Annotated in this window: 22 protein-coding genes and 1 other RNA gene; 9 read left to right on the top strand and 14 right to left on the bottom strand. The window is 64.4% G+C overall.

What is annotated here, in order from left to right:
- Positions 1–75: 75 nt before the first annotated feature.
- Positions 76–2,184 (bottom strand): malate synthase G, encoded by a 2,109-nt coding sequence (locus FHS75_RS14225; protein WP_179408355.1) that lies wholly within the window; start codon positions 2,182–2,184, stop codon positions 76–78.
- A 243-nt stretch (positions 2,185–2,427) separates the two neighbouring features.
- Between FHS75_RS14225 and FHS75_RS14220 the strand changes: the two genes are divergently transcribed.
- A complete protein-coding gene (locus tag FHS75_RS14220) occupies positions 2,428–2,670 on the top strand; it encodes a hypothetical protein (protein ID WP_179408354.1) in 243 nt (80 codons plus the stop codon).
- A gap of 54 nt (positions 2,671–2,724) precedes the next feature.
- Here FHS75_RS14220 and ssrA read toward each other — a convergent pair.
- The 3 genes from ssrA to mscL (FHS75_RS14205) form a co-directional block, all read right to left on the bottom strand.
- Positions 2,725–3,071: a transfer-messenger RNA gene (gene ssrA, locus FHS75_RS14215) on the bottom strand.
- Positions 3,072–3,105: 34 nt separating this feature from the next.
- Positions 3,106–3,525: a large conductance mechanosensitive channel protein MscL gene (gene mscL / locus FHS75_RS14210; RefSeq protein ID WP_179408353.1), complete on the bottom strand. Its 420-nt coding sequence runs from the start codon at positions 3,523–3,525 to the stop codon at positions 3,106–3,108.
- Between the two features lie 81 nt (positions 3,526–3,606).
- Positions 3,607–4,107, bottom strand: a complete 501-nt coding sequence (mscL, locus tag FHS75_RS14205) for a large conductance mechanosensitive channel protein MscL (protein WP_179408436.1) — start codon at positions 4,105–4,107, stop codon at positions 3,607–3,609.
- Positions 4,108–4,247: 140 nt separating this feature from the next.
- On the opposite strand from mscL (FHS75_RS14205), the gene FHS75_RS14200 reads away from it, so the two are divergent.
- From FHS75_RS14200 to FHS75_RS14185, 4 genes are read left to right on the top strand one after another with little or no spacing between them, the layout of a single operon-like run.
- Positions 4,248–4,853: a LemA family protein gene (locus tag FHS75_RS14200; RefSeq protein ID WP_179408352.1), complete on the top strand. Its 606-nt coding sequence runs from the start codon at positions 4,248–4,250 to the stop codon at positions 4,851–4,853.
- A gap of 14 nt (positions 4,854–4,867) precedes the next feature.
- Positions 4,868–5,632, top strand: coding sequence for a TPM domain-containing protein (locus FHS75_RS14195; RefSeq protein ID WP_179408351.1), 765 nt, complete (start codon positions 4,868–4,870; stop codon positions 5,630–5,632).
- Between the two features lie 11 nt (positions 5,633–5,643).
- Positions 5,644–6,330, top strand: coding sequence for a TPM domain-containing protein (locus FHS75_RS14190; protein ID WP_179408350.1), 687 nt, complete (start codon positions 5,644–5,646; stop codon positions 6,328–6,330).
- Positions 6,327–6,887: an NUDIX hydrolase gene (locus FHS75_RS14185; protein ID WP_179408349.1), complete on the top strand. Its 561-nt coding sequence runs from the start codon at positions 6,327–6,329 to the stop codon at positions 6,885–6,887. Before FHS75_RS14190 ends, FHS75_RS14185 begins: the two co-directional genes overlap by 4 nt.
- On the opposite strand, the gene mmsB is transcribed toward FHS75_RS14185, so the two are convergent.
- The 6 genes from mmsB to FHS75_RS14155 form a co-directional block, all read right to left on the bottom strand.
- Complete coding sequence (gene mmsB, locus FHS75_RS14180; protein WP_179408348.1) at positions 6,874–7,743, bottom strand: 3-hydroxyisobutyrate dehydrogenase; 870 nt, start codon at positions 7,741–7,743, stop codon at positions 6,874–6,876. The two genes, FHS75_RS14185 and mmsB, sit on opposite strands and share 14 nt — an antisense overlap.
- Before the next feature lie 4 nt (positions 7,744–7,747).
- Positions 7,748–8,530, bottom strand: coding sequence for an enoyl-CoA hydratase-related protein (locus FHS75_RS14175; RefSeq protein ID WP_179408347.1), 783 nt, complete (start codon positions 8,528–8,530; stop codon positions 7,748–7,750).
- A complete protein-coding gene (locus FHS75_RS14170; RefSeq protein WP_179408346.1) occupies positions 8,527–9,588 on the bottom strand; it encodes an enoyl-CoA hydratase/isomerase family protein in 1,062 nt (353 codons plus the stop codon). The genes FHS75_RS14175 and FHS75_RS14170 overlap by 4 nt, the downstream gene beginning before the upstream one ends.
- On the bottom strand, positions 9,585–10,730 hold the full coding sequence (locus tag FHS75_RS14165) for an acyl-CoA dehydrogenase family protein (protein WP_179408345.1): 1,146 nt from the start codon (positions 10,728–10,730) through the stop codon (positions 9,585–9,587). Before FHS75_RS14165 ends, FHS75_RS14170 begins: the two co-directional genes overlap by 4 nt.
- A gap of 34 nt (positions 10,731–10,764) precedes the next feature.
- The gene (locus FHS75_RS14160; RefSeq protein WP_179408344.1) at positions 10,765–11,283 is read right to left on the bottom strand and encodes a hypothetical protein; all 519 of its coding nucleotides are present in this window, start codon (positions 11,281–11,283) and stop codon (positions 10,765–10,767) included.
- Between the two features lie 70 nt (positions 11,284–11,353).
- A complete protein-coding gene (locus FHS75_RS14155) occupies positions 11,354–12,775 on the bottom strand; it encodes an aldehyde dehydrogenase family protein (protein WP_179408343.1) in 1,422 nt (473 codons plus the stop codon).
- 222 nt (positions 12,776–12,997) lie between these two features.
- Here FHS75_RS14155 and FHS75_RS14150 point away from each other — a divergent pair, with 222 nt between their 5' ends.
- The 4 genes from FHS75_RS14150 to FHS75_RS14135 all read left to right on the top strand — a co-directional run bounded on the left by FHS75_RS14150 (position 12,998) and on the right by FHS75_RS14135 (position 17,033).
- Positions 12,998–13,897: a LysR family transcriptional regulator gene (locus FHS75_RS14150; protein ID WP_179408342.1), complete on the top strand. Its 900-nt coding sequence runs from the start codon at positions 12,998–13,000 to the stop codon at positions 13,895–13,897.
- A 23-nt stretch (positions 13,898–13,920) separates the two neighbouring features.
- Complete coding sequence (locus FHS75_RS14145; RefSeq protein ID WP_179408341.1) at positions 13,921–14,919, top strand: LacI family DNA-binding transcriptional regulator; 999 nt, start codon at positions 13,921–13,923, stop codon at positions 14,917–14,919.
- Between the two features lie 79 nt (positions 14,920–14,998).
- Complete coding sequence (gene htpX / locus FHS75_RS14140; protein WP_179408340.1) at positions 14,999–15,892, top strand: zinc metalloprotease HtpX; 894 nt, start codon at positions 14,999–15,001, stop codon at positions 15,890–15,892.
- Positions 15,893–16,004: 112 nt separating this feature from the next.
- A complete protein-coding gene (locus FHS75_RS14135; RefSeq protein ID WP_179408339.1) occupies positions 16,005–17,033 on the top strand; it encodes an SIR2 family protein in 1,029 nt (342 codons plus the stop codon).
- 6 nt (positions 17,034–17,039) lie between these two features.
- On the opposite strand, the gene FHS75_RS14130 is transcribed toward FHS75_RS14135, so the two are convergent.
- From FHS75_RS14130 to FHS75_RS14115, 4 genes are all read right to left on the bottom strand, one after another.
- Positions 17,040–17,831 (bottom strand): LysR family transcriptional regulator, encoded by a 792-nt coding sequence (locus FHS75_RS14130; RefSeq protein WP_179408338.1) that lies wholly within the window; start codon positions 17,829–17,831, stop codon positions 17,040–17,042.
- 16 nt (positions 17,832–17,847) lie between these two features.
- On the bottom strand, positions 17,848–18,246 hold the full coding sequence (gene apaG / locus FHS75_RS14125; RefSeq protein ID WP_179408435.1) for a Co2+/Mg2+ efflux protein ApaG: 399 nt from the start codon (positions 18,244–18,246) through the stop codon (positions 17,848–17,850).
- A gap of 62 nt (positions 18,247–18,308) precedes the next feature.
- Positions 18,309–19,667, bottom strand: a complete 1,359-nt coding sequence (locus tag FHS75_RS14120) for a PAS domain S-box protein (RefSeq protein WP_229735620.1) — start codon at positions 19,665–19,667, stop codon at positions 18,309–18,311.
- Positions 19,664–20,872: a trans-sulfuration enzyme family protein gene (locus tag FHS75_RS14115; RefSeq protein ID WP_179408337.1), complete on the bottom strand. Its 1,209-nt coding sequence runs from the start codon at positions 20,870–20,872 to the stop codon at positions 19,664–19,666. The genes FHS75_RS14120 and FHS75_RS14115 overlap by 4 nt, the downstream gene beginning before the upstream one ends.
- Positions 20,873–20,877: the final 5 nt, after the last annotated feature.

Here is a 20,877-nt window from a genome sequence, read left to right as displayed (position 1 = left end):
GCGCTGTCCCCTTAACCCGCACGACCCTGGCGAGGCCCGAGGATAAAGAGCAAAGCTTATGGGCGGGTTAAGCGGTCAGGTCGCGGCCTTCTGCTTCTGGCGCCATTCGTGCAGCAGCGGCTCGGTATAACCGTTGGGCTGTTCCACGCCCTTGAAGACAAGGTCGCAGGCCGCCTTGAAGGCAAGGTTCGTATCCCAGTTGCCCGCCATCGGCTGGTATCCGGGATCGCCCGCGTTCTGCGCGTCGACCTTTTCCGCCATGCGCTTGAGCGATTCCATCACCTGCTCTTCGGTGGCGACGCCGTGGAGCAGCCAGTTCGCCATGTGCTGAGAGGAAATGCGCAGCGTCGCGCGGTCTTCCATCAGGCCGATGTCGTTGATGTCGGGCACCTTCGAGCAGCCGACACCCTGTTCGATCCAGCGCACGACGTAGCCGAGCAGGCCCTGTGCGTTGTTGTCGAGTTCCTCTCGAACTTCCTCCTCCGGCCAGTTGGTGCCCTGCGCCAGCGGAATCTTTAGAAGCTTGGCGAGTTCGGGAACCGGCTTCGCCGCGACTTCCTCCTGCACCGAGAACACGTCGACCTGGTGATAGTGCATCGCGTGGAGCGTGGCGGCGGTCGGCGACGGCACCCACGCGGTGTTCGCACCGGTCTTCGGGTGGCCGATCTTCTCCGCCATCATCGCGCCCATGCGGTCGGGCGCGGGCCACATACCCTTGCCGATCTGTGCCTTGCCCGAAAGTCCGTGACGCAAGCCTATGGCGACATTGCGCTTTTCGTAGGCATCGATCCAGTCGGAGCCCTTGATCGCGGCCTTGCGGATCATCGCACCCGCGCGCATCGAGGTGTGGATTTCGTCCCCGGTCCGGTCGAGGAAGCCGGTATTGATGAAGACGATGCGGTCCTTCACCGCCTCGATGCAGGCGGCAAGGTTGGCGCTGGTCCGGCGCTCCTCGTCCATCACGCCGACCTTCACGGTATTGCGCGACAGGCGCAGCAGGTCCTCGACCGCATCGAACAGGTCGTTGGTGAAGGCGACTTCCTCGGGGCCGTGCATCTTCGGCTTGACGATGTAGATGCTGCCGGTCTTCGAATTGCCGTACCTGCCAAGTCCGCGAACGTCGTGCGAGCTGATTGCGCTCGTCACCGCGCAGTCCATGATGCCTTCGGGAATCTCGGACCCGTCGGGAAGCAGGATCGCGGGATTGGTCATCAGGTGGCCGATGTTGCGCACGAACAGCAGGCTGCGTCCGGGCAGGCTGAAAGCCTTTCCGTCAAGGCCGGTCCAGTCACGGTCGGCTTCGAGTTCGCGCGTGACCGTCCTGCCGCCCTTCTCGAAGGTGTCGGACAAGTCGCCGCGAATGACGCCCAGCCAGTTGCGATAGGCGGCCAGCTTGTCCTCTGCATCGACTGCGGCTACCGAATCCTCGAGGTCGACGATCGTCGTCAGCGCCGCTTCGAGAACGATATCGGCGATGCCCGCCCTGTCAGTCTTGCCCACCGGGTGCGAGGCGTCGAGCACGATCTCGATGTGGAGGCCGTTGTGGCGCAGCAGCAGCCCGCCGTCCTTGCGGCCCACGAGTTGCGCGGCATCGGCGAGCGCGGGGTCGCCCGCGCCGTCCCAGTCGGTCCAGCTTCCGTTTGCCAGCGGGACGTTCTCGTCGAGGAACTTGCGTCCGGCGGCGATCACGGCAGCACCGCGCTCGGCATCGTAGCCACCCGGCTTCGCGGCAGGCGCATCGAGCGCGTCGGTCCCGTAGAACGCATCGTAGAGGCTTCCCCAACGGGCATTCGCCGCGTTCAGGAGGAAGCGCGCGTTGAGCACGGGGACGACAAGCTGCGGCCCGGCCATCGTCGCGATTTCGGGATCGACGTTGTCCGTACCGATCGTGAAGGCCGCCGGTTCAGGGACGAGATAGCCGATATCGGCGAGAAACGCGCGGTACTCGTCGGGATCGACGGGTGCGCCAGCACGCGCCACATGCCATTCGTCGATCGTCGCCTGAAGCGCGTCGCGCTTTTCGAGCAGCGCCCGGTTGCGCGGCACGAATTCCTCGCAAAGCTGCGCGAACCCCTTCCAGAACTCGTCCGGCTCGTGCCCGAGTGGTGCCAGCACGTCTTCTTCGATGAAACGCGCCAGTCGCGCGTCAACATTGAAACCCGAACGTTCGACCCTGTCTGCCATCTTGCCTCGCCATTGTTGGACCGCGCGCCATGAAAGGCGGCGGCGAATTGATCCACGATGAGCCCTGGGGAAGGAATGCGCGGGCTATGGCCGAAGCTGCCGTGCTTGGCAACGCCCGGCGGCATCGCGCTGGCACTTTCGTCGGGACCGTTTACACTTGGCGAGCCGTTAACCACGCTTTTTCGCACGAAGGCGCAACTGGCACGAAGGTTGCTGCGTTAAGACCTGCAAGAAAGGATTGAGATGCTTGGGAAAATAGGTCGCCTGTTCGTCATCAAGACTCGCGCGGAGGCGTTCCTGATCATCTATGCCCTTGCCCTGGGCGCGGTAGAGCGCGGCAGTGCGTACCTGACGCAATTCCCCGGATGGGGCGGCAAACTGCTTTTTCTGGCCTGTACCGGCGCGGTTTTCCTGGCCGGAGCCAAAATCCTGGACTGCCTGAAGTACGAACGCGCCGCGAAGGCAGCGAATGCCGCCTCTACCTGATCGTCCTGTCGAGAAGGGGTGGGGGTTTCTGTTGCTAGGCACCCCCGGGCCCCCGGTTTCCGATTCTGTTACCCGGTTCGGTCCGAACCGTGCTCAATGCTTTGTAAGGTCAGGCCGTTAGGCCCTAGAATTACGCAGCGAGAGCAAGTGCTTCGTTGTCGTTGGCACTTGTGAGTTTTGAGCCTTTAACGGGTTACTCAGCCCGGGCGAAAACAGTGCTTTTCAACACACGTCGATCCTGGTTCGGCCCCGTCAGAAGACCCGGAAAACCGGGAATTGTGGTGGAGCCGCCGGGTACTGCCCCCGGGTCCGCTGTGCCTATTGCACACCGCAATTTATCGCCATAGCCGGTCGAAACCGGCACTGACCTATATAGGCTATCGCGGCTTAATGTGAAGTGAGCGGCCGGGGCGATATTGTGCCCGGCCGGGCGCGTCAGCGCTTTTTAAGCTCGTCGCGGATTTCGGTGAGCAGGTCGACCTCGCTCGGACCGGCGGCTTCCTCCTGCTTCTTCTCGAATTCGGCCATGACCTTCTTGGTGTAGCGAACCAGCAGGAAGATGACGAAGGCCAGGATCACGAAATTGATCACCGTCGAGACGAAGTTGCCCCATGCCAGCACATTGGCTCCGGCAGCGCGGGCCGCCTCCAGGCTCGCCCCCGCCTCGACCTCGCCGCTCAGCACGACATATTTATCCGAGAAATCGACATCGCCGAAGATCGCCCCGACGAAGGGCATGATCAGATCGTCGGTCAGCGAAGTCACGATCGTGGCGAAGGCCGCGCCGATGATCACGGCGACGGCAAGTTCCATCACGTTGCCCTTGGCAATGAATTCCTTGAAGTCCGCAAGCACGAGCGTTTCCTCCCGATTACCCGTCCGGGCGCGATCATGCCATCATGTGTGCTCCCGGCAAAGTGCGGATGCGTCCCGGACTTAACTTTTGTTAGTTCCCGATATTGCTCGCGCAGGTTGCAGGGTGCGAAGTTCGTCGCGGATTTCCCGGAGCACGTCGAGCTGGGGATCGGTCGGCACGGTCTCGCTTTGCGAACTGTCGGCAGTCTGCTTCTTCTCTTCCTCGATCGCGTCGAGCACCCGGTTGACGACCTTCAGGAGCAGGAACAGCGCGACTGCCAGTATCAGGAAGTTGACCACCTGGGTAAGCAGATCGCCGTACCCGATCATCGCCACTCCCGCTTCCTTGAGTTGCGCGTAGTTGTCCGGCGCACCATCGTACCCGGCAGGGACAGGTCCGAGCCTCACAAACCAGTTCGAGAAATCGACATCGCCGAACAGCCAGCCGATGGTCGGCATCAGCACGCCTTCGGTCAGCGCGGTGGTGATCTTGCCGAAGGCCGCGCCGATCACCACGCCCACCGCAAGGTCGAGCACGTTGCCGCGCGCGATGAATTTCTTGAACTCGTCGATCAGCGTCATCGCCACGTCTCCGTGCTGGAAAGTGCTGCGCGATGCCACCTGTCGAAGCCTGTCGCAAGCGCTCTTGAACACGGCGGCGCGCGCACTATCCTCCGCGCCGAGGGCAAGCGCAGGGGCGCTGCCTGTGAGGAGATTGCCACATGATTCCCGAAGGCCTCGCGCGGATCGGACGGTTCGCCTTCGCAGCCCTGGCGGCAGCATCGCTCGCGGCGTGCGGCATCAACTCGGTTCCAACGGCGGAAGAAGCCGCCAAGGCGCGTTGGGCGGATGTCCAGGCGGCTTTCCAGGAGCGCGCAAATCTCGTGCCCAACCTTGCAGAGGTCGCACGCAGCGCCGCCGAGCAGGAACGTGAAACGCTTACCGAAGTGGTCGAGGCACGCTCGCGCGCGACCAGCATCCAGATCAACGCCGAGGATCTCGGCGATCCGGCGAAGATGCAGCAGTATGCCGCCGCACAGTCGCAGCTGTCGCAGGGCCTAGGGCGGCTTCTCGCCAACTTCGAGCGTTACCCCGAACTGAAGAGCATCACCAATTACCAGATGCTGCAAAGCCAGCTCGAGGGAAGCGAGAACAAGATCCGCATCGCCATCCGCGACTACAACGAGACGGTGCGCGACTACAACACGCGCGTGCGCACCTTTCCCGAGATGATCGGCGCGATGATCCGCGGGGCCGAGCCGCTGGTACCCTATCAGGCGGTAACCCCGGGCGCCGAAGTCGCGCCGGACCTGCAGGGCAAGCTCTGACGGCGCGCATCGCCATGCTGCGCGGTCTCCTGGCATTCCTGCTTGCCGGGCTGGCCTGTGCAGCGCCCGTGGCGGCGCAGACTTTTCCCGAGCTTTCGGGACGTGTGACCGATGACGCGAACATCGTTCCGCCCGATGCCGAAGCGCGCCTGACGCAGAAGCTGGCGGCGCTCGAAGAGCAATCGCAGCGCCAGCTGGTCGTGGCCACCGTGCCCGACCTGCAGGGTTACGATATCGCCGACTACGGCTATCGGCTGGGCCGCGAATGGGGCATCGGCGACGATGAGCGCAACGACGGCGCGATCCTCCTGGTCGCCCCCAACGAGCGCAAGGTGCGCATCGAGGTCGGCTACGGGCTCGAGCCGGTGCTGACAGACGGCATGTCGTGGCTCATCATCGACAGGGACATCGTCCCGCGCTTTCGCGATGGCGACATGCCGGGCGGGATCGAGGCCGGGGTGGACGCGATCGTCGAGCAGCTTCTGCTCCCGCCGGACGAAGCCCAGCGCATTGCCGCGCAGGCCGACGAGGCGAGCCAGGAGGACATCCCCTGGGGCCTCGTGATCTTCCTGCTGCTCGTCTTCTTCTTTTTCGTGCTGCCGATCATCCTCGCCGTTGCCAGGGGCGGCAAGTCCCGCCGCTACGGCGGGCGGCGGTCGAGCCCGATCGTATGGATGCCCGGCGGATTTTCCGGCGGCAGTTCCTCGTCGAGTTCGTGGGGCGGCTTTTCTGGCGGCGGCGGCAGCTTCGGCGGCGGCGGGGCGAGCGGGGGCTGGTAAGGACCGAGGCGATGGCTGCACCCCTTTACCTGAGCGAGGAAGATCACAAGCGTGTCAGCGAGGCGGTCGCCCGCGCCGAATCGGGCACTTCCGGAGAGATTGTGACCATCCTTGCCGACCGGTCGGACGGGTATACCGACGTCGCGCTCGCCTGGGCTGCCTTCGCGACGCTTGCCGCGCTGGCCGCGCTGGCCTTTGCACCGGATTTCTTCCTGGCGCTCTGGGACGGCGCACTCGGCGGCTGGTCGGTCAACGAATGGACGCCGCGCGCGGTCCTTGTCGCAGCCGCCGCGATCGCGACTCTCAAGTTCGCGGGCGTCATGCTGATCCAGCTGTGGCAACCGCTCAAGTTCTGGCTGATCCCGCCGCCGATCAAGACCGCCCGCGTCCACGACAGGGCGGTGCGGGCATTCAGGATCGGCGCGGAACGCAGGACGCACGGGCGCACCGGTATCCTCATTTACCTTTCGATGCGCGAGCGCCGGGCGGAAATCGTCGCGGACGAGGCCATCGCAGGCTCCGTCGATCCCGATGTCTGGGGCGAGGCGATGGAACACCTGCTGCGCCATGCGCGCGAAGGCCATTTCGCGCATGCGATGGTGGCTGCCGTCGACCGCGTCGGACTTGTCCTCAAGGACCATTTCCCCGCCGTCATTCCCGATGAAAACGAACTACCCGACAGGCTGATCGAAGTATGACCGACCAGAGCAACGAGCCCGAACAGACCGTCTGGCAGGGCAAGTACATTGCCGCGCGCAAGAAGGGGACGTGGGAATACGTCGGTCGCGCGCGCGGCATCCGGGCGGCGGTGATCCTCGCCATCGACGAGGAGGATCGGGTCATTCTCGTCGAGCAGTACCGGGTTCCGCTCGGCAAGCCATGCATCGAACTGCCCGCGGGCCTGATCGGCGACGACGACGGGGCCGAGAACGAAGCCGACGAGACCGCCGCCGCGCGCGAGCTGGAGGAGGAAACGGGCTATGTCGCCGAGCGCATGGAGAACCTCGGCGAGTTCTATTCCTCGCCCGGCATGGTGACCGAAGGCTTTACGCTGTTGCGCGCGCACGGCCTGAAACGCGTAAGCGAAGGAGGCGGCACGGACAGCGAGGACATCACCGTCCATCGCGTACCCCTGTCGCGCATCGCCGATGCGATCGAGGATTGGCGCGCACAGGGCAAGGGCATCGACGTGCGCATGCTGCTGCTGCTTGCGCCGAACATCCTCGGCGCAAGCGCTGCCGTCACAGCGTCGTGAATATCGCTCCGAAATCCTTGCCGCCGCCGCCGGCTTCGACGAAGGCCTCGTAAATCTCCTTGGCGTGCTTGCCCATCGGCACGCTGGCGCCGCTCGTCTCCGCTCCCGCCATCGCGAGCTTGAGGTCCTTGAGCATCAGCGCGGCTGCGAAACCGCCCTGATAGTCGTTGTCGGCCGGGCTGGTCGCGCCGATACCCGGTGCGGGCGTATAGTCGTTGAGCGACCAGTTGTAGCCAGTTGCGTTCGAGCTGATTTCGTAGAACATCTGCGGATCCAGACCCGCCTTCTCGGCCAGCTTGAGCGCCTCGCACGTGCCGATCATGTGGATCGCCAGCAGCATGTTGTTGCACATCTTGGCGACCTGCCCGGCCCCGATGGCACCGGCGTGGACCACCTTCTTGGCCATCGGGTCGAGCACCTTTTCGGCCTTCGCGAAAGCCGCGTCGGTCCCGCCGACCATGAAGGTAAGCGTACCGCCGTTCGCCGCGGCAATGCCGCCGGACACCGGCGCGTCGACCATCTCGTAGCCCGCATCTTCGGCCAGTCCGGCAACTTCGCGCGCGGTTTCGAGGTCGATGGTCGAGCAATCGAGGAACAGCGCGCCGCCGGGGGCCTTGCCGATCACGTCGGAGGTATAGACCGACTTCACGATCCCGCCGTTCGGCAGCATCGTCACGACGGCATCGACGCCCTGCACTGCCTCCGCGACCGCGCCGTACGGCGCGCAGCCGTTCTCTTTCGCACGCGCCAGCGCTTCTTCGGAGAGGTCGAAGGCGTTCACTTCGTGCCCCGCCCTGACGAGGTTGGCGGCCATCCCGCCACCCATGTTGCCAAGGCCGATGAATGCGATCTTCATGGTGTCAGCGCCCCTTCCAGTTGCCGGGACGCTTTTCGACGAAAGCCTTCATGCCCTCGGTTTTGTCCTCGGTCGCGGTCAGGACCTGGAACATGCGACGCTCGGCGAGGAGACCCTGGTCGAGGACCGTTTCGTAGGCGACGTTGACCATCTCCTTGTTGATCATCACCGCGAGCGGCGGCATCCCGGCGATTGTCTCGGCAGTCCTGAGCGCGTCGTCGAGCAGCTCATCCGCCGACACAACGCGGGTCACGAGGCCCGAGCGTTCGGCTTCCTCGGCGCCCATCATCCGGCCGGTCAGGCACATTTCCATCGCCTTCGACTTGCCGACGAAGCGAGTGAGGCGCTGCGAGCCGCCCATGCCCGGGGCAACGCCCAGCTTGATCTCGGGCTGGCCGAACTTCGCGTTCTCCGAAGCGATGATGAAATCGGCCATCATCGCAAGTTCGCAGCCGCCGCCGAGCGCAAAGCCGTTGACCGCCGCGATCCAGGGCTTGCGCACCTTTTTAACGATGTCGTTGGTCCAGCCGGAGAAATAGTCTTCCTTCAAAAAGTCGGCGGCGGGCTTGTCGGCCATTTCCTTGATGTCCGCGCCGGCGGCGAACGCCTTGTCCCCCGCGCCGGTAAGCACAGCGCAAAGCTGGCTCTCGTCGTTCTCGAACGCCGCGAAGGCATCGATAAGCTCCGTCAGGACTTGCGAATTGAGAGCGTTCAGCGCCTTGGGCCGGTTCAGCGTGATGAGCGTGACCGCGCCCTTCTTCTCGGTGAGGATCGTTTCGTAGCTCATAGCGGTTTCCATTCCTCTTCGGGCGGTAGTGGTGCGAAAATCGAAGCGACGAGGTCGTCGGTGACGCCCTCCGGCGTGGCCGGATCCCACTTCGGATCGTTCGTCTTGTCGACGATGAGTGCGCGAACGCCCTCGGCGAAATCGGGGCGGAGCAGCACGCGCGAGGCAATGCGGTACTCCATCGCCATGTTGTCGGCGAAATCGTCGAGCTTGCTGCTGTCGGAAAGCTGGCGAAGCGCGACCTTGCAGGTCTGCGGGCTCTTGGTCTGCAGCGTCGCGAGTTCCTTCTGCGCCCATTCGGACCCGTCCGCTTCGAGAGCCGCGAGCACGTCCTCGTACCGGTCGGAGGCGAAGAGGCTGTCGATCCTGTCCCTGTTGGCAAGGATGCGCGCCTCGGGCGGCTTGACCGACATGCCCTCGAGAATGCCCTCGGTCTCGGACGGGTCGGCAATGATGCGCGCCTTGATCTCGGCCAGCCGCTCGTGCTCGGTGTAGTGGGTGGCAAGGCCCACCGCGAGGCACTCGGCACCGTCGAGCCGCGCGCCGGTCAGCGCGAGGAACTGACCGATACGGCCGGGAAGCCGCGACAGATACCAGCCGCCGCCGACATCGGGAAACAGCCCGATGCCGGTCTCCGGCATGGCGTAGCGCGTGTTCTCGGTCGCGACGCGGAACCTGGCGGGCTGCGAAATGCCGACGCCGCCGCCCATCGTGATCCCGTCCATGAACGCCACGATCGGCTTGGGGAACGTGAAGAGCAGGTGGTTGAGGCGATATTCGGTATGGAAGAATTCCCGGCCCGACTTGCCGCCGTCCTCCAGCGCGGACGTGCGCAGCAGGTTGATGTCGCCGCCGGCGCAGAAGCCCCGTCCCTCGGCATGGTCGATCATCACGACCTCGATTGCGGGATCGTCACGCCATTCGAGCAGCGCGGCGATCATCGCCTTGCACATTTCGAGCGTTAGCGAGTGGATCGCCTTGGGGCGGTCGAGCGAGATATGGGCGACATGCCCGTGCGAGTGGCAATGCACCTGGGTGGTGCTCATCGGTTCGGTCATTGGCGGGTAAGCTCCCTTCCGACGATCATTCGCATGATCTGGTTGGTTCCCTCGAGGATCGAATGGACGCGCAGGTCGCGCCAGAGCCGTTCGATCGGATAGTCCATCAGGTAGCCGTAGCCCCCGTGCAACTGCAGCGCCTTGTCGACGACATTCGAGCCGTTTTCGGTTGCGATCATCTTGGCCATGGCGGCGAAGCGGGTCTTGTCCGGCGCGTTGTTGGTGACCTTGACCGCGGCCATGTAAAGCAGCGCCCGCGCGGACTCGATGTCGGCCGCCATATCCGCGAGCATGAATTGCGTGTTCTGGAAGTCGGCGATCGACTGGCCGAACTGCTTGCGGTCCCTGGTATACGCGATCGCCTCGTCGAGCGCGCGCTGCGCACCGCCTAGCGAGCACGCTCCGATGTTGAGGCGCCCCCCGTCGAGACCCATCATCGCGATGCGAAAGCCCTCGCCCTCGCCGCCGACGAGGTTCTCCTTGGGCACCTTGGCGCCATCGAGGATCAGCGCGGCTGTCGGCTGCGAATGCCAGCCGAGCTTCTTTTCCTGCCCGCCGAAGGAAACGCCTTCCATGTCCTTTTCGATCACCACGCAGGAAATGCCCCTGGGGCCGTCCTCGCCGGTGCGGACCATTGTGACGTAGACCTCGTTTTCGCCGCCGCCCGAGATGAACTGCTTCGACCCGGTGATCTCCCAGTGATCGCCCTTGTCGACCGCCTTGGTCTTGAGCGCCGCCGCGTCCGAACCCGAGGCAGGCTCGGTCAGGCAATAACTGGCCATCCGCTCCATCGGGACGAGGTTTGGCAAGTACTTGTCCTTCAAAGCCTGCGAGCCGAAGCGGTCGATCATCCACGCGGCCATGTTGTGGATGGAAATGAAGGCGCTGGTCGAGGGGCAACCGTAGGCCATCGCCTCCATGATCAGCGCGGCTTCGAGCCGCCCGAGGCCGATGCCGCCCGCTTCCTCGGACACGTAGATCGAGCCGAAGCCGAGTTCGGCGGCCTGCTTGATCGTATCGCGCGGAAAGATGTGCTTCTCGTCCCATTCGCCGGCGTGCGGAGTAATGGCGTCGGCGGTGAACTTCTGTGCCATGTCCTGGATGGCAAGCTGCTCTTCGGTCAGCCCAAACTGTTCGGTCATCTCGTCCCTGTTCTTCTCTGCGCGCGCGGCCGGATCAGCCGCAGCGCTGGTATTTCAGTTCCCCCGGCATCGCGTCTGCGCCGGTATCCTTGCGCACGAGCGTCTGCCCGCCGTCATCAAGCGTCAGCGATACGTCGTGAACCCACGACTGTCCCTCGCCGGTGAATGCAAAGGTCCCGCGCAGGTTACTTGCCGAGCTTTCCGTTACGGTCTCGATCGTCGCGACCGATTCGTAGAACCGGAGCTGTTCCGCACCGACCTCGAGCAGTCCCTTGGCATCGCCGCGCGTCGACGTGCAGTCCGCCGCCACGAGACCCCAGCGACCCTGGATCGCTCCGGGGATGGGTCCGCCAGCACCTTCGGGATCGCCCGCGCCCGGCGCAGGGGCGGTAACGGAACCGCCGGCAGGGTCGGCCAGCGAGGTATCGCCGGGTTCGAGCGGGCTGCGCTCGCCCTGCTCCGCCGACTTTTCGCTTTCCACGACCGGGGTGTCGGACTGACCGCACGATGCCAGCGCCAGGCTCGATGCAGCAATGATCAGCAAGCGGCGCATGGCCAACCTCTCCAACGGACGAACGGCCCGCCTTTTGGGCGGGCCGTCGGAAAAACGCAACGCAGGGCGATCAGATCTTTTCCATGATCTCCGTGCCGAAGAGTTCCTCGTCGCTGGGAAGCTGCTTCGGGGTCGGGAGCGGACGGGACACCCACGTCTCGTTGATCAGGTCGCGCCAGGTGATGTTGTTGTTCGTGCCGTTGCCGCCCCACGAGCCGCAGCCGAGCGAGAAGGTCTGGCGCATGCCGTTCCACAGGTTGCCCGAGTTCGAGGGCGCCTGGGGCTGGTTGACCATGACGCGGCTGGTGCGCGTGCCGTTGGCGAAGGTCATGATGTTCACGTCGGACTGCGAATAGATGCCGCACGAGTGGCCCTGGCCCTGATAGGCCTGGATCGCGTTGGTCAGCTCGACCGCCTGGTCGATGTCCCTGACGCGGTAGAGCGCCATCGTGACCGTCATCTTCTCGCCCGAGAACTTGTGGTCGGGACCGGTTCCCGTTTCGGGGACGATGAAGAACTTCGTGCCCTCGGGAATCTCGAAGCCGGCATAGTCGGCGATGAAGTCGGCGGGCTGGGCCACGACCTTGGCGTTGATATGCTCGCCGTCTTCCCAGATCGCGTTCTGCAGCTTGCCCTTGTCCGATTCGGTGAGGACGTAGCCGCCCTCGGCCTTCAGCTTTTCGAGCATCTCGTCGTAGATCGCATCGAACAGCACGACCGAGTTGTCCGAGGAACAGGACGCAGCGTTGTCGAGCGTCTTGGAAATGCGGATCTTCTCGGCGGCGTCGGCAAGGTCCGCGGTATCGTCGACCACGATCACGGCGTTTCCAACGCCCACGCCGAGCGCCGGGGTGCCGCTGGAATAGGCGGCCTTGACCATTGCCGAACCGCCGGTCGCCAGGACGCGGTCGCATTGCCGCATCAGCTCGTTCGTCTTCTCGACCGAGGGTACTTCGATGCCCTGAACCAGATCGGCGGGTGCACCCATCTTCTCGATGGCTTCGCGCATCAGGTTGACGATCTTGGTGTTGGTCAGCTTCGCGCGCGGGTGCGGCGCGATGATGATGGCATTGCGCCCCTTGATCGCCGAGATCGACTTGATGACAGGCGTGGCCTCGGGATTGGTCGAGGGCGAAAGCGCCCCGATGACTCCCATCGGCTTGGCGATCTTGACGATGGCGCGCTCGGGGATTTCCTCGATGATGCCGACCGACTTGTCGTCGATGATGTCCTGCAGCGTCGCGCGCGTTTTCTTGGCGATCTTGAGGTACTTGCCCTCGTAATTGCCGAGCTGCGTTTCATCGACGGTGAACTGGGCGATCTCCTCCGCCACGCCGGGCTTGCAGACCGACCAGACGATCGCGGTGATGAGCTTGTCGACCTGCTCCTGCGAGTAATCGGCGATCTGGGCCTGCGCCTTGCGGGCACGCTCCATCATCGCGGCGATCTCGGACTGGACGTCGGTTTCGGGTTCCTTGAGAGCAGTTGCCATCGTTCATCCTCGTATTGGCGCAGGGGCGCGCGCAGGTATTGCCGTTACCTTGGAAAAGATCGCCGATTGGGAAAGGTTTCTGGCAGAACGCAGAAACCCGGAATTCCTCTCCTCAGTTGGCGCGGGAGGTTGCCAGTTGCAGCCTTTGCAGGCAAGATCGCTTTTCGCAGTTACTGCCTGCATTTTCGCAGCCAGACGCCCGAGAGACGGAAGAGCGCACTCGTGAATGGTCCGGACTGGAGCGATTATCAGGCGTTTTTGGCCATCGCCCGGTCGGGACAGCTTGCGCGCGCGGCTTCGACCGCCGGGGTCAACCCGACGACAATGGGTCGCCGCCTCCGCCGTCTCGAAGCGAAACTCGGCGCGACGCTCTTCGAACAGACGCGCAACGGGCAGGAACTGACCGAGGCGGGCGAAAGCCTGCTCGTCGCGGTCGAGGCCATGGCCGCCGCCGCCGCGGACATTCCCGAGACGTCGGGCGAAGGCGACGGACTCAGCGGAACGCTCAGGATCAGTGTGTCGGAGGGTTTCGGAAGCTGGTTCCTCGCCCGCCATGTTCCGCGTTTCCGCGAAGCGAATCCGCAGCTTACGCTCGACCTGGTTGCGAACAGCGGCTTCCTCAGCCCGTCGCGGCGCGAGGCCGACATCGCGGTGATGCTGTCGCGGCCGAAAGTCGGTCCGCTTACCGCGCGCAAGCTTTCCGACTATGCACTGCGGCTCTACGCCTCGCCCGATTACCTGGCCGGTCGAGAAATGCCCGAGCGCCCCTCCGATCTCGTCTCCGGACACGTCCTCGTAGGCTACATTCCGGACCTGCTCTACGCGCCGGAACTGCGCTATCTCGACGAGATACATCCCGGCCTTGCCGCGACGATCCGCTCGTCCAGCATCACCGCCCAGCGCCGCCTCATCGCCAACGGCGCAGGCATCGGCGTCCTGCCCTGCTTCATGGCCGAAGGAGACGAACGCCTCGTCTCTGTCCTGCCCGAAAGACGGATCACGCGCAGTTTCTGGATCGTCACGCATCAGGACACGCGCCAGCTCGCACGCGTACGCGCTTTCAACCAGTGGCTGCACGAATCCGTGCGGACCTATCGCCACCAGCTGCTGCCGGGAACCTAGGTCCGAAACGGACGCATCGCGGCTTGGAAACCGGTGCCACTTCGCGCCATCCGGCCGGCATGGGCAAACCGACGATCAACGACGTGGCGCGAGAGGCGGGCGTTTCGAAAAAGACCGTGAGCCGGGTGATCAACCGATCTCCGCTGCTCGGCCAGCAAACCCGCGAGAGGGTCGAGGCGGTTATCGCACGGCTTGGCTACGTTCCCAATCCGCAAGCCCGCGCGCTGGCGCTCAGGCGCAATTTCACCATTGCGCTGGTTCATGACGGGACCTGCGATGCATTGCTTCCGCTCGCGATACGCGGGATGCACGATGCACTGGCCGGTACCGAGTTCGCGCTGCTGCTTCATCGCATCGGAGCCGATAGCGCGGCATCGGACGTTCGCTCCCTGATCGAGGCGCATCGGCCCTTCGGCACTCTTTTGATGCCTTCCATCGCGCTCGATTCGCTCGAATTTGGCGACGACAACATCGTGGAGATCGCCACATCCGAAGTGCGTACCGCCGAGCGCAAGGCCATGGAGCATGTCGTCACCCTGCTTGCCGGATCGGGACACAGCCGCATCGGCTTCATCGGGGGACCGGAGCATTCGAAGTCGGCGCGCGCCCGCGAACTGGGCTATCTCGACGCACTGGCGGACCTGGGACTGGATCGAGGCGCGTCGCTCATCACGTCGAGCGAGGGCGATTTCGCATCGGGTCTGGAGGCAGCACGGCTGCTTTTCGAGATAAGCCCGCGCCCCACGGCGATCGTCGCGTGCAACGACGAGGCCGCGACCGGCATTATTCACGCCGCGTCCCGTGCAGGCATCGCGGTTCCGAATGACCTGTCGGTCGTCGGCTTCGACGACAGTCCGGCTGCCCGCCGGCTTTCTCCCGCGCTTTCGACAGTCGCCGTGCCTTACGAACATCTGGCGGGAATTGCGGCCACGCGGGCTGCGAACCTGCAGACCGGAAGCACCGGAACGGGCCTTGCACCATTGCGCTTCATACCGCGCGGGACGAGCGCGTCGCCGGGCTGAAGCCGGCTCCGGGCGCGATTGAAAAGACGCCGTTTCGCACCCACATTCCGGTCAGGCGAAACTGACGGAGTGACTTGAGGTGAACGGTCTCAAAACGACCATGCTGCTCGCGGCCCTGACCGCGCTGCTGATGGCCCTTGGACTGGTGATCGGCGGTCGCGCAGGCGCGCTCGTGGCGCTGCTCGTCGCGGGCGGTATGAACTTCTTCACGTACTGGAACGCCGACAAGATCGTCCTGCGCCTGCACAATGCGCGCGAGGTCGATGCGCAGACCGCGCCGCAGTTCTACCGCATGGTCGAGGATCTTGCCGCGCGCGCCTCGCTGCCGGTGCCGAAGGTCTATCTCGTCGAAAGCGACAACCCGAATGCCTTTGCGACGGGCCGCAATCCCGAGAACGCCGCCGTTGCCGCGACGACGGGTCTCTTGCGGATGCTTACGCCGGAGGAAACCGCAGCGGTGATGGCGCATGAGCTTGGCCATGTCCGCAATCGCGACACGCTGGTGATGACCATGGTCGCGACCATCGCGGGCGCGATTTCGATGCTCGCGAATTTCGGCATGTTCTTTTCGGGGGGCAACCGGCCCAATTTCCTCGTTGCGCTCCTGGCGATGCTGATGGCTCCTTTCGCCGCGATGATCGTCCAGATGGCGATCAGCCGCACGCGCGAATACGGCGCCGACCGGGCGGGTGCCGAGATCAGCGGCGATCCCGAAGCCCTTGCCTCCGCGCTCGAGAAGATCGCGGCGCCGGCAGCGCGCATTCCCAGCCAGGCGGTGATCCGCAATCCGGCGGCGGCGCAACTCTACATCGTGCCGACCAGCCTATCCGGACTGTTCTCCACCCACCCAGCCACCGAGGAGCGCGTTGCCGCCCTGCGTGCAATGGCCGGGCGGATCGGCGAGAGCGGCCAACCCGCTCCGATACCCGCCCCCGCGCGCCGTTCGGCGCTCGATCCCCATCGCGGAGCCTGATCGTCGAATGAGGCAAAACCCTTTGGTAAAACAATACGGTTAAGGTTGCCCCGAAAGCAGTGACGGTGCCATGTGGCGCCGCCGCTTGCCAGGGAGTAGCCAGAACCGCGCGATGATCAGGACGAAGACAACTTTCATCGTCGGAGCAGGCGCGAGCACCGAATTGCAGTTTCCCGGCGGCCCGGAACTGCTGTCGCGGATTGCACAGGGGTACGACTTTTCGCGCTTCGGCACCGAGTTGCAGACCCGGGATTCGACGCTGCTGGCGCAGTATGTCGCCAAGGCGGGCGAGCGGCTGAACAAGAGCCAGAACGACCTGCTGGCCGCAGCCGAACGCATTCGCATCTCCAGCAAGCTCGGCACGTCGATCCACTCGATCATCGAGCAGCACAATTCGGACAGGCTGATCCCGACGCTGGGAAAGATCGCGATCGCGCACTTCATCTGCCAGGCCGAAGCCCGCTCGCTCTTGCGCGAAAAGCCGCGCATGCGCGGCGACCTGCCGGTCCAGGGACAGGATTACTGGCTTTTCTATTTCGCGCAGCTTCTCACCTCGGGAGTTCCGCGCACGAAGGTCGACCGCATCTTCGACGACGTCACGATAATCAATTTCAACTGGGACCGGACGATAGAGCATTTCATGCCCTTCGCGCTGGAAATGGCATTCGGCATGCCGATTGCCGAGGCCCAGCAACTGGTTGCCGCGAAGCTGAAGATCCTTCGCCCCTATGGCTCGGTCGGGCGGCTCCAGTGGCAGTCGGGCGATGCCCCGCAAGTCGACTGGGGCACGGAGAAGCCGTGGAACATCCACAACCTGCCTACGCAGATCTTCACGGCGAGCGAGCGGGCAAACGATGTCGGCCTGCTACGCGAAATCCGGCAGACCGTGACTTACGCGAAACGGCTCGTTTTCCTCGGCTTTGCGTTTCATCCGCAGAACATGGAGCTGCTGATCGACCACTCGCTGTCGCACAATCCGGAGGTGCTGACGACGATCTACGGGATGACCGCGGCGAATCGTGCTACGGTGATCCAGATGCTCTATCGCCAGCTTGGCCTTGAGCGGGAGGACTTGCTCACCATCGTCAACGCGCGCTGCTTCGAGATGTTGAGGGACTACAACCTCATGCTCGAAAGCTGATCCGGTTCAGGCCGACCCCGTAAGCGCCTCGACCAGCGCCCTGACCTTCTTCTGCCGCCATTGCGGCAATGGCGCGACGAGCCAGTAGCTTCGCCGGCACGGTTCGGCCCTTGATACCGCAGTTGCGGCCGAAACGTCGAGGCCCGCGGCCAGCAACGCGGGAACGCGCGCCTTGCCCAGCCCGGCGATCGCCGCCGCGATGGCTTCGCCCGCGTCGCTGACGGATATCGGGACCGGCTGGTCGTCCCCCTCGCCTCCGGGTGCCGGATCTCCGGGCCAGCCGATCCACTCGCCCTCGCCCACGATCACGCGCTCGGGCTTGCCGAGAGCGACGCCTTCGAGATCGCCCGGCCCCTCGGTCCACCGTACCGCGAGATCGAGGTTCGCCTCTGTGAAGTCGGTCATCTCCCCGTCGACCAGCGCATAGCGCGCCTGCGGGTTCGCCGCCCTGAATTCGGCAAGTCGCGGGGCAAGCCAGGCGGCGAAGAAATCGCGCGGCGCGGCGATCGTGTAGACGTGGCTGGACTGGCCCGCCTGCATGGCACGCACCGCATCCTCGAAATGCAAGAACCCCGTCCGCAGCGCCGCCAGCCCCGCATTGGCCTCGTCGGTGAGTTCGAGGCCCTTGCTCGTCCGCCTGAAAAGTACGACGCCAAGCGCATCCTCGAGTGCACGGATCTGCTGCCCCACCGCCGCAGGCGTGACCGCGAGCTCGTCGGCCGCGCGCGTGAAGGACAGGTGGCGAGCGGCTGCATCGAACACGCGCAGCGCGTTGAGGGGCAAGTGCGTTCTTTTCATGTCGAGCGCATGAGGCTCAGCCGGCGGTCGCGGGCGCCGCAAGCGGGAAGAAGGGAATGGCGGCGCGAATTTCCTCGCCGTCGTCACGCAGGAAGGTGTAGTGCCCTTCCATGCTGCCCTGCGGCGTGGTTAGCGGGCAGCCTGAAACATAGTCGTGGCTTTCTCCGGGAGCGAGCAGCGGCTGCTCGCCGACGACGCCTTCACCTTCGACGAAGTTCACGAGGCCCTGGCCGTCGGTAATCCGCCAGTGCCGGGTGAGAAGCTGAACCGCGTGATCCGACATGTTCTCGATACGGATGTGATAGACCCAGAACCACTTCCCGGCCTCGACGCGCGACTGCTCGGGCAGGAAATTGACTGCCACGCGGACGACGATCCCTTCGGTTATCGCTGTATGCTGGAACAGTTCTTTCATCACGTCGCAAAGACTAACCGCTTCGTGCGATCCTCACAACCGCTACGAGCAGTCGAGATCGTTCAGTCGGCAATGTTGGGCAGCGGGCAGCGCAGCGTCCACCGAAAACCGGAGGCCGGGTACTCCAGCTTCACGTCGCCGCGAAGCTTGGTGCGGGGAAAATCGGCGATGATACGCGATCCGAACCCGGTTCTCTCCGGCTGGGAAACCGGCGGACCGCCGGTTTCGCACCACGACATTACGAAATCGGGCGTTTCGCCTTCGGCCTCCACGATGTTCCATTCGATCCTGACCGAACCGCCTTCCTCCGAAAGCCCTCCGTACTTGAGCGCATTCGTCGCCATCTCGTGCAGAGCCATCGCGATCGCCTCGGCAGCGCCGGGTGAAAGCGAGACGGCAGGACCTTCGAGCGACACCTGACCGACCGCCTCGCCGAGGAATTCGAGCTGGGTTTCGAGGATGTCGCGCAAGGGCACGTTCGACCATGACTGGCTGACCAGCAGGTCCTGGTTGCGCGCGAGCCCGCTGATACGCTTTTCGAGGGTCGAGACGAAATCGCTGCCGCTTACGGCCGTGCGCCGGGCCAGCGACTGGATCATTGCCAGCATGTTCTTCGACCGGTGGTTCACTTCCAGCAGCAGGAGCTCGATCCGCTTTTCGGCGTCGCGCATTTCGGTGACGTCGGTATTCGTCCCGAACCAGTAGATGACCTTGCCATCCTCGTCGCGGATCGGAAGCGCGCGGGAAAGAAACCATCGGTATTCCCCGTCCGCGCCGCGCAAGGGGAACGTGTCTTCCCAGTCCTTGCCGGTTTCGAAGCAGTGGCTCACCCGCTCGACCACCGCGTCTACATAGTCGGGATGGTGCACCGCCTTCCAGCCCCAGCCCTGCATTTCCTGAAGGTTGGTGCCGGTGAATTCGAACCACCGGCGGTTGTACCAGAAGATCCAGCCCTCGCTGTCCGCGATCCATGCCAGCTGCGAGATGTTGTCGGCGAGCAGGCTGAAGCGATGCTCGCTGTCGTCGAGCTTTTCCTGAACGCGTTTCCTGTCGGTGATGTCGCGCGCGATCTTGCTTGCGGCGATGATCGTGCCTGCGGCGTCGCGCACCGGCGAAACGGTGACCATCAGCGGAACGAGCGATCCGTCCTTCCGGCGCCGCACCGTCTCGAACGTGGGCATGGTCTCGCCCCTGGCGACAGCGGCAAGGATGCGGTCTTCCTCGGACTGCTTGTTATCTGGGATCAGGTCACGGATCGAACGTCCGACGATCTCCTCGGCGGAAAAGCCGAATATCCGCTCGGCCGCGCTGTTCCAGCTGACGATGGTGCCGTCCAGGAGCTTGCCGACGATGGCGTCGTTCGAATTCTCGACGATCGAGGCCAGGAAGGCCGAAGCGTCGGGCAGTCTGTCGTCTGTCAAAGGCCGGCTTTCCCAAACGCCCGGTCGAGATCCTCGATCAGGTCCTCCGGGTCCTCGAGACCCACGTTGATCCGGAGCATGCCTTCGTCGACGCCCATCGCGGCGCGTCCTTCGGGCCCCATGTTGTGATGGGTAGTCGAAGCCGGATGACACATGAGTGAACGCGCATCGCCGATGTTGTTTGAGATGTCGATGAGTTGCAGCGCATCGAGCACGGCGTGCGCCTGCTCGCGGCCGCCGTCGAGCACGAAACTGAAGATCGCCCCCGGCGCATCCATCTGCTTCATGGCGAGGTCGTGCTGCGGGTGGCTGGCTAGCCCCGGATGGAGAATGCGCGGCACGCGGCCCTCGACGAACTTGCCGACCGCGAGCGCGTTCTCGCTTTGCCGCCTTGCCCTGAGATCGAGCGTCTCCAGCCCTTTCAGCACGACCCAGGCATTGAACGGCGAACAGTTCGGCCCGGTGTTGCGCTGGAACGGGAGCAGCTTCTCGTTGATGAATTCCTCGCTGCCGCAAACCGCGCCGGCAAGCACCCTGCCCTGACCGTCCATCAGCTTCGTGGCCGAATAGGCAATCACGTCCGCGCCCCATTCGAGAGGCCGCTGGAGCACCGGCGTGCAAAAGGCGTTGTCGACGACGGTGGTAATACCACGCGAACGGGCAAGCCCGCAGACATGCTCGAGGTCGACCACGTCCATCGTCGGGTTGGCCGGCGTTTCGAAGAAGAACACTTTGGTGTTCCGGCGAATGGACGCTTCCCACGCGGCGTTGTCGCGCGAATCGATGGTCGTGACCTCGATGCCGAAGCGGGGCAGCAGGTTGTCACCCAGCCAGCGGCACGATCCGAACGCGGCGCGCGCAGCCACCATGTGATCGCCCTGGCTCAGCTGGCACAGCAGCGCGGTCGTCATCGCGGCCATGCCCGATGACTGTACCCGGCATGCCTCTGCGCCCTCCATCAGCGCGATCCGCTCCTCGAGCATCTGCACGGTCGGGTTCTGGAGACGCGAGTAGGTCATGCCGTCGAGCTCGCCCGCGAAGCGCGCGGCGACGGTGGCTGCATCGTCGTACGAATAGCCCGAGGTGAGGAACATCGCCTCGCTCGTCTCGCCCTGTTCGGAGCGCCAGGTGCCGCCGCGCACGGCGCGGGTGGCGGGGCGCCAGCGGGATGTGATCGAGCGGTCCTGTCCGGAAGTGCGTTTCATGCCCG

This window comes from Novosphingobium marinum (assembly GCF_013408095.1).
GTDB lineage: Bacteria > Pseudomonadota > Alphaproteobacteria > Sphingomonadales > Sphingomonadaceae > Novosphingobium > Novosphingobium marinum.
Note: the sequence above shows the minus strand (reverse complement) of the source record. Positions and strands in the feature narration are given on the sequence as shown.

Coding starts and splice junctions, on each gene's coding strand:
- FHS75_RS14225 (WP_179408355.1), bottom strand. CDS start 2,184: ATGGCAGACAGGGTCGAACGTTCGGGTTTCAATGTTGACGCGCGACTG.
- FHS75_RS14220 (WP_179408354.1), top strand. CDS start 2,428: ATGCTTGGGAAAATAGGTCGCCTGTTCGTCATCAAGACTCGCGCGGAG.
- mscL (WP_179408436.1), bottom strand. CDS start 4,107: ATGACGCTGATCGACGAGTTCAAGAAATTCATCGCGCGCGGCAACGTG.
- FHS75_RS14200 (WP_179408352.1), top strand. CDS start 4,248: ATGATTCCCGAAGGCCTCGCGCGGATCGGACGGTTCGCCTTCGCAGCC.
- FHS75_RS14195 (WP_179408351.1), top strand. CDS start 4,868: ATGCTGCGCGGTCTCCTGGCATTCCTGCTTGCCGGGCTGGCCTGTGCA.
- FHS75_RS14190 (WP_179408350.1), top strand. CDS start 5,644: ATGGCTGCACCCCTTTACCTGAGCGAGGAAGATCACAAGCGTGTCAGC.
- FHS75_RS14185 (WP_179408349.1), top strand. CDS start 6,327: ATGACCGACCAGAGCAACGAGCCCGAACAGACCGTCTGGCAGGGCAAG.
- mmsB (WP_179408348.1), bottom strand. CDS start 7,743: ATGAAGATCGCATTCATCGGCCTTGGCAACATGGGTGGCGGGATGGCC.
- FHS75_RS14175 (WP_179408347.1), bottom strand. CDS start 8,530: ATGAGCTACGAAACGATCCTCACCGAGAAGAAGGGCGCGGTCACGCTC.
- FHS75_RS14170 (WP_179408346.1), bottom strand. CDS start 9,588: ATGACCGAACCGATGAGCACCACCCAGGTGCATTGCCACTCGCACGGG.
- FHS75_RS14165 (WP_179408345.1), bottom strand. CDS start 10,730: ATGACCGAACAGTTTGGGCTGACCGAAGAGCAGCTTGCCATCCAGGAC.
- FHS75_RS14160 (WP_179408344.1), bottom strand. CDS start 11,283: ATGCGCCGCTTGCTGATCATTGCTGCATCGAGCCTGGCGCTGGCATCG.
- FHS75_RS14155 (WP_179408343.1), bottom strand. CDS start 12,775: ATGGCAACTGCTCTCAAGGAACCCGAAACCGACGTCCAGTCCGAGATC.
- FHS75_RS14135 (WP_179408339.1), top strand. CDS start 16,005: ATGATCAGGACGAAGACAACTTTCATCGTCGGAGCAGGCGCGAGCACC.
- FHS75_RS14130 (WP_179408338.1), bottom strand. CDS start 17,831: ATGAAAAGAACGCACTTGCCCCTCAACGCGCTGCGCGTGTTCGATGCA.
- apaG (WP_179408435.1), bottom strand. CDS start 18,246: ATGAAAGAACTGTTCCAGCATACAGCGATAACCGAAGGGATCGTCGTC.
- FHS75_RS14115 (WP_179408337.1), bottom strand. CDS start 20,872: ATGAAACGCACTTCCGGACAGGACCGCTCGATCACATCCCGCTGGCGC.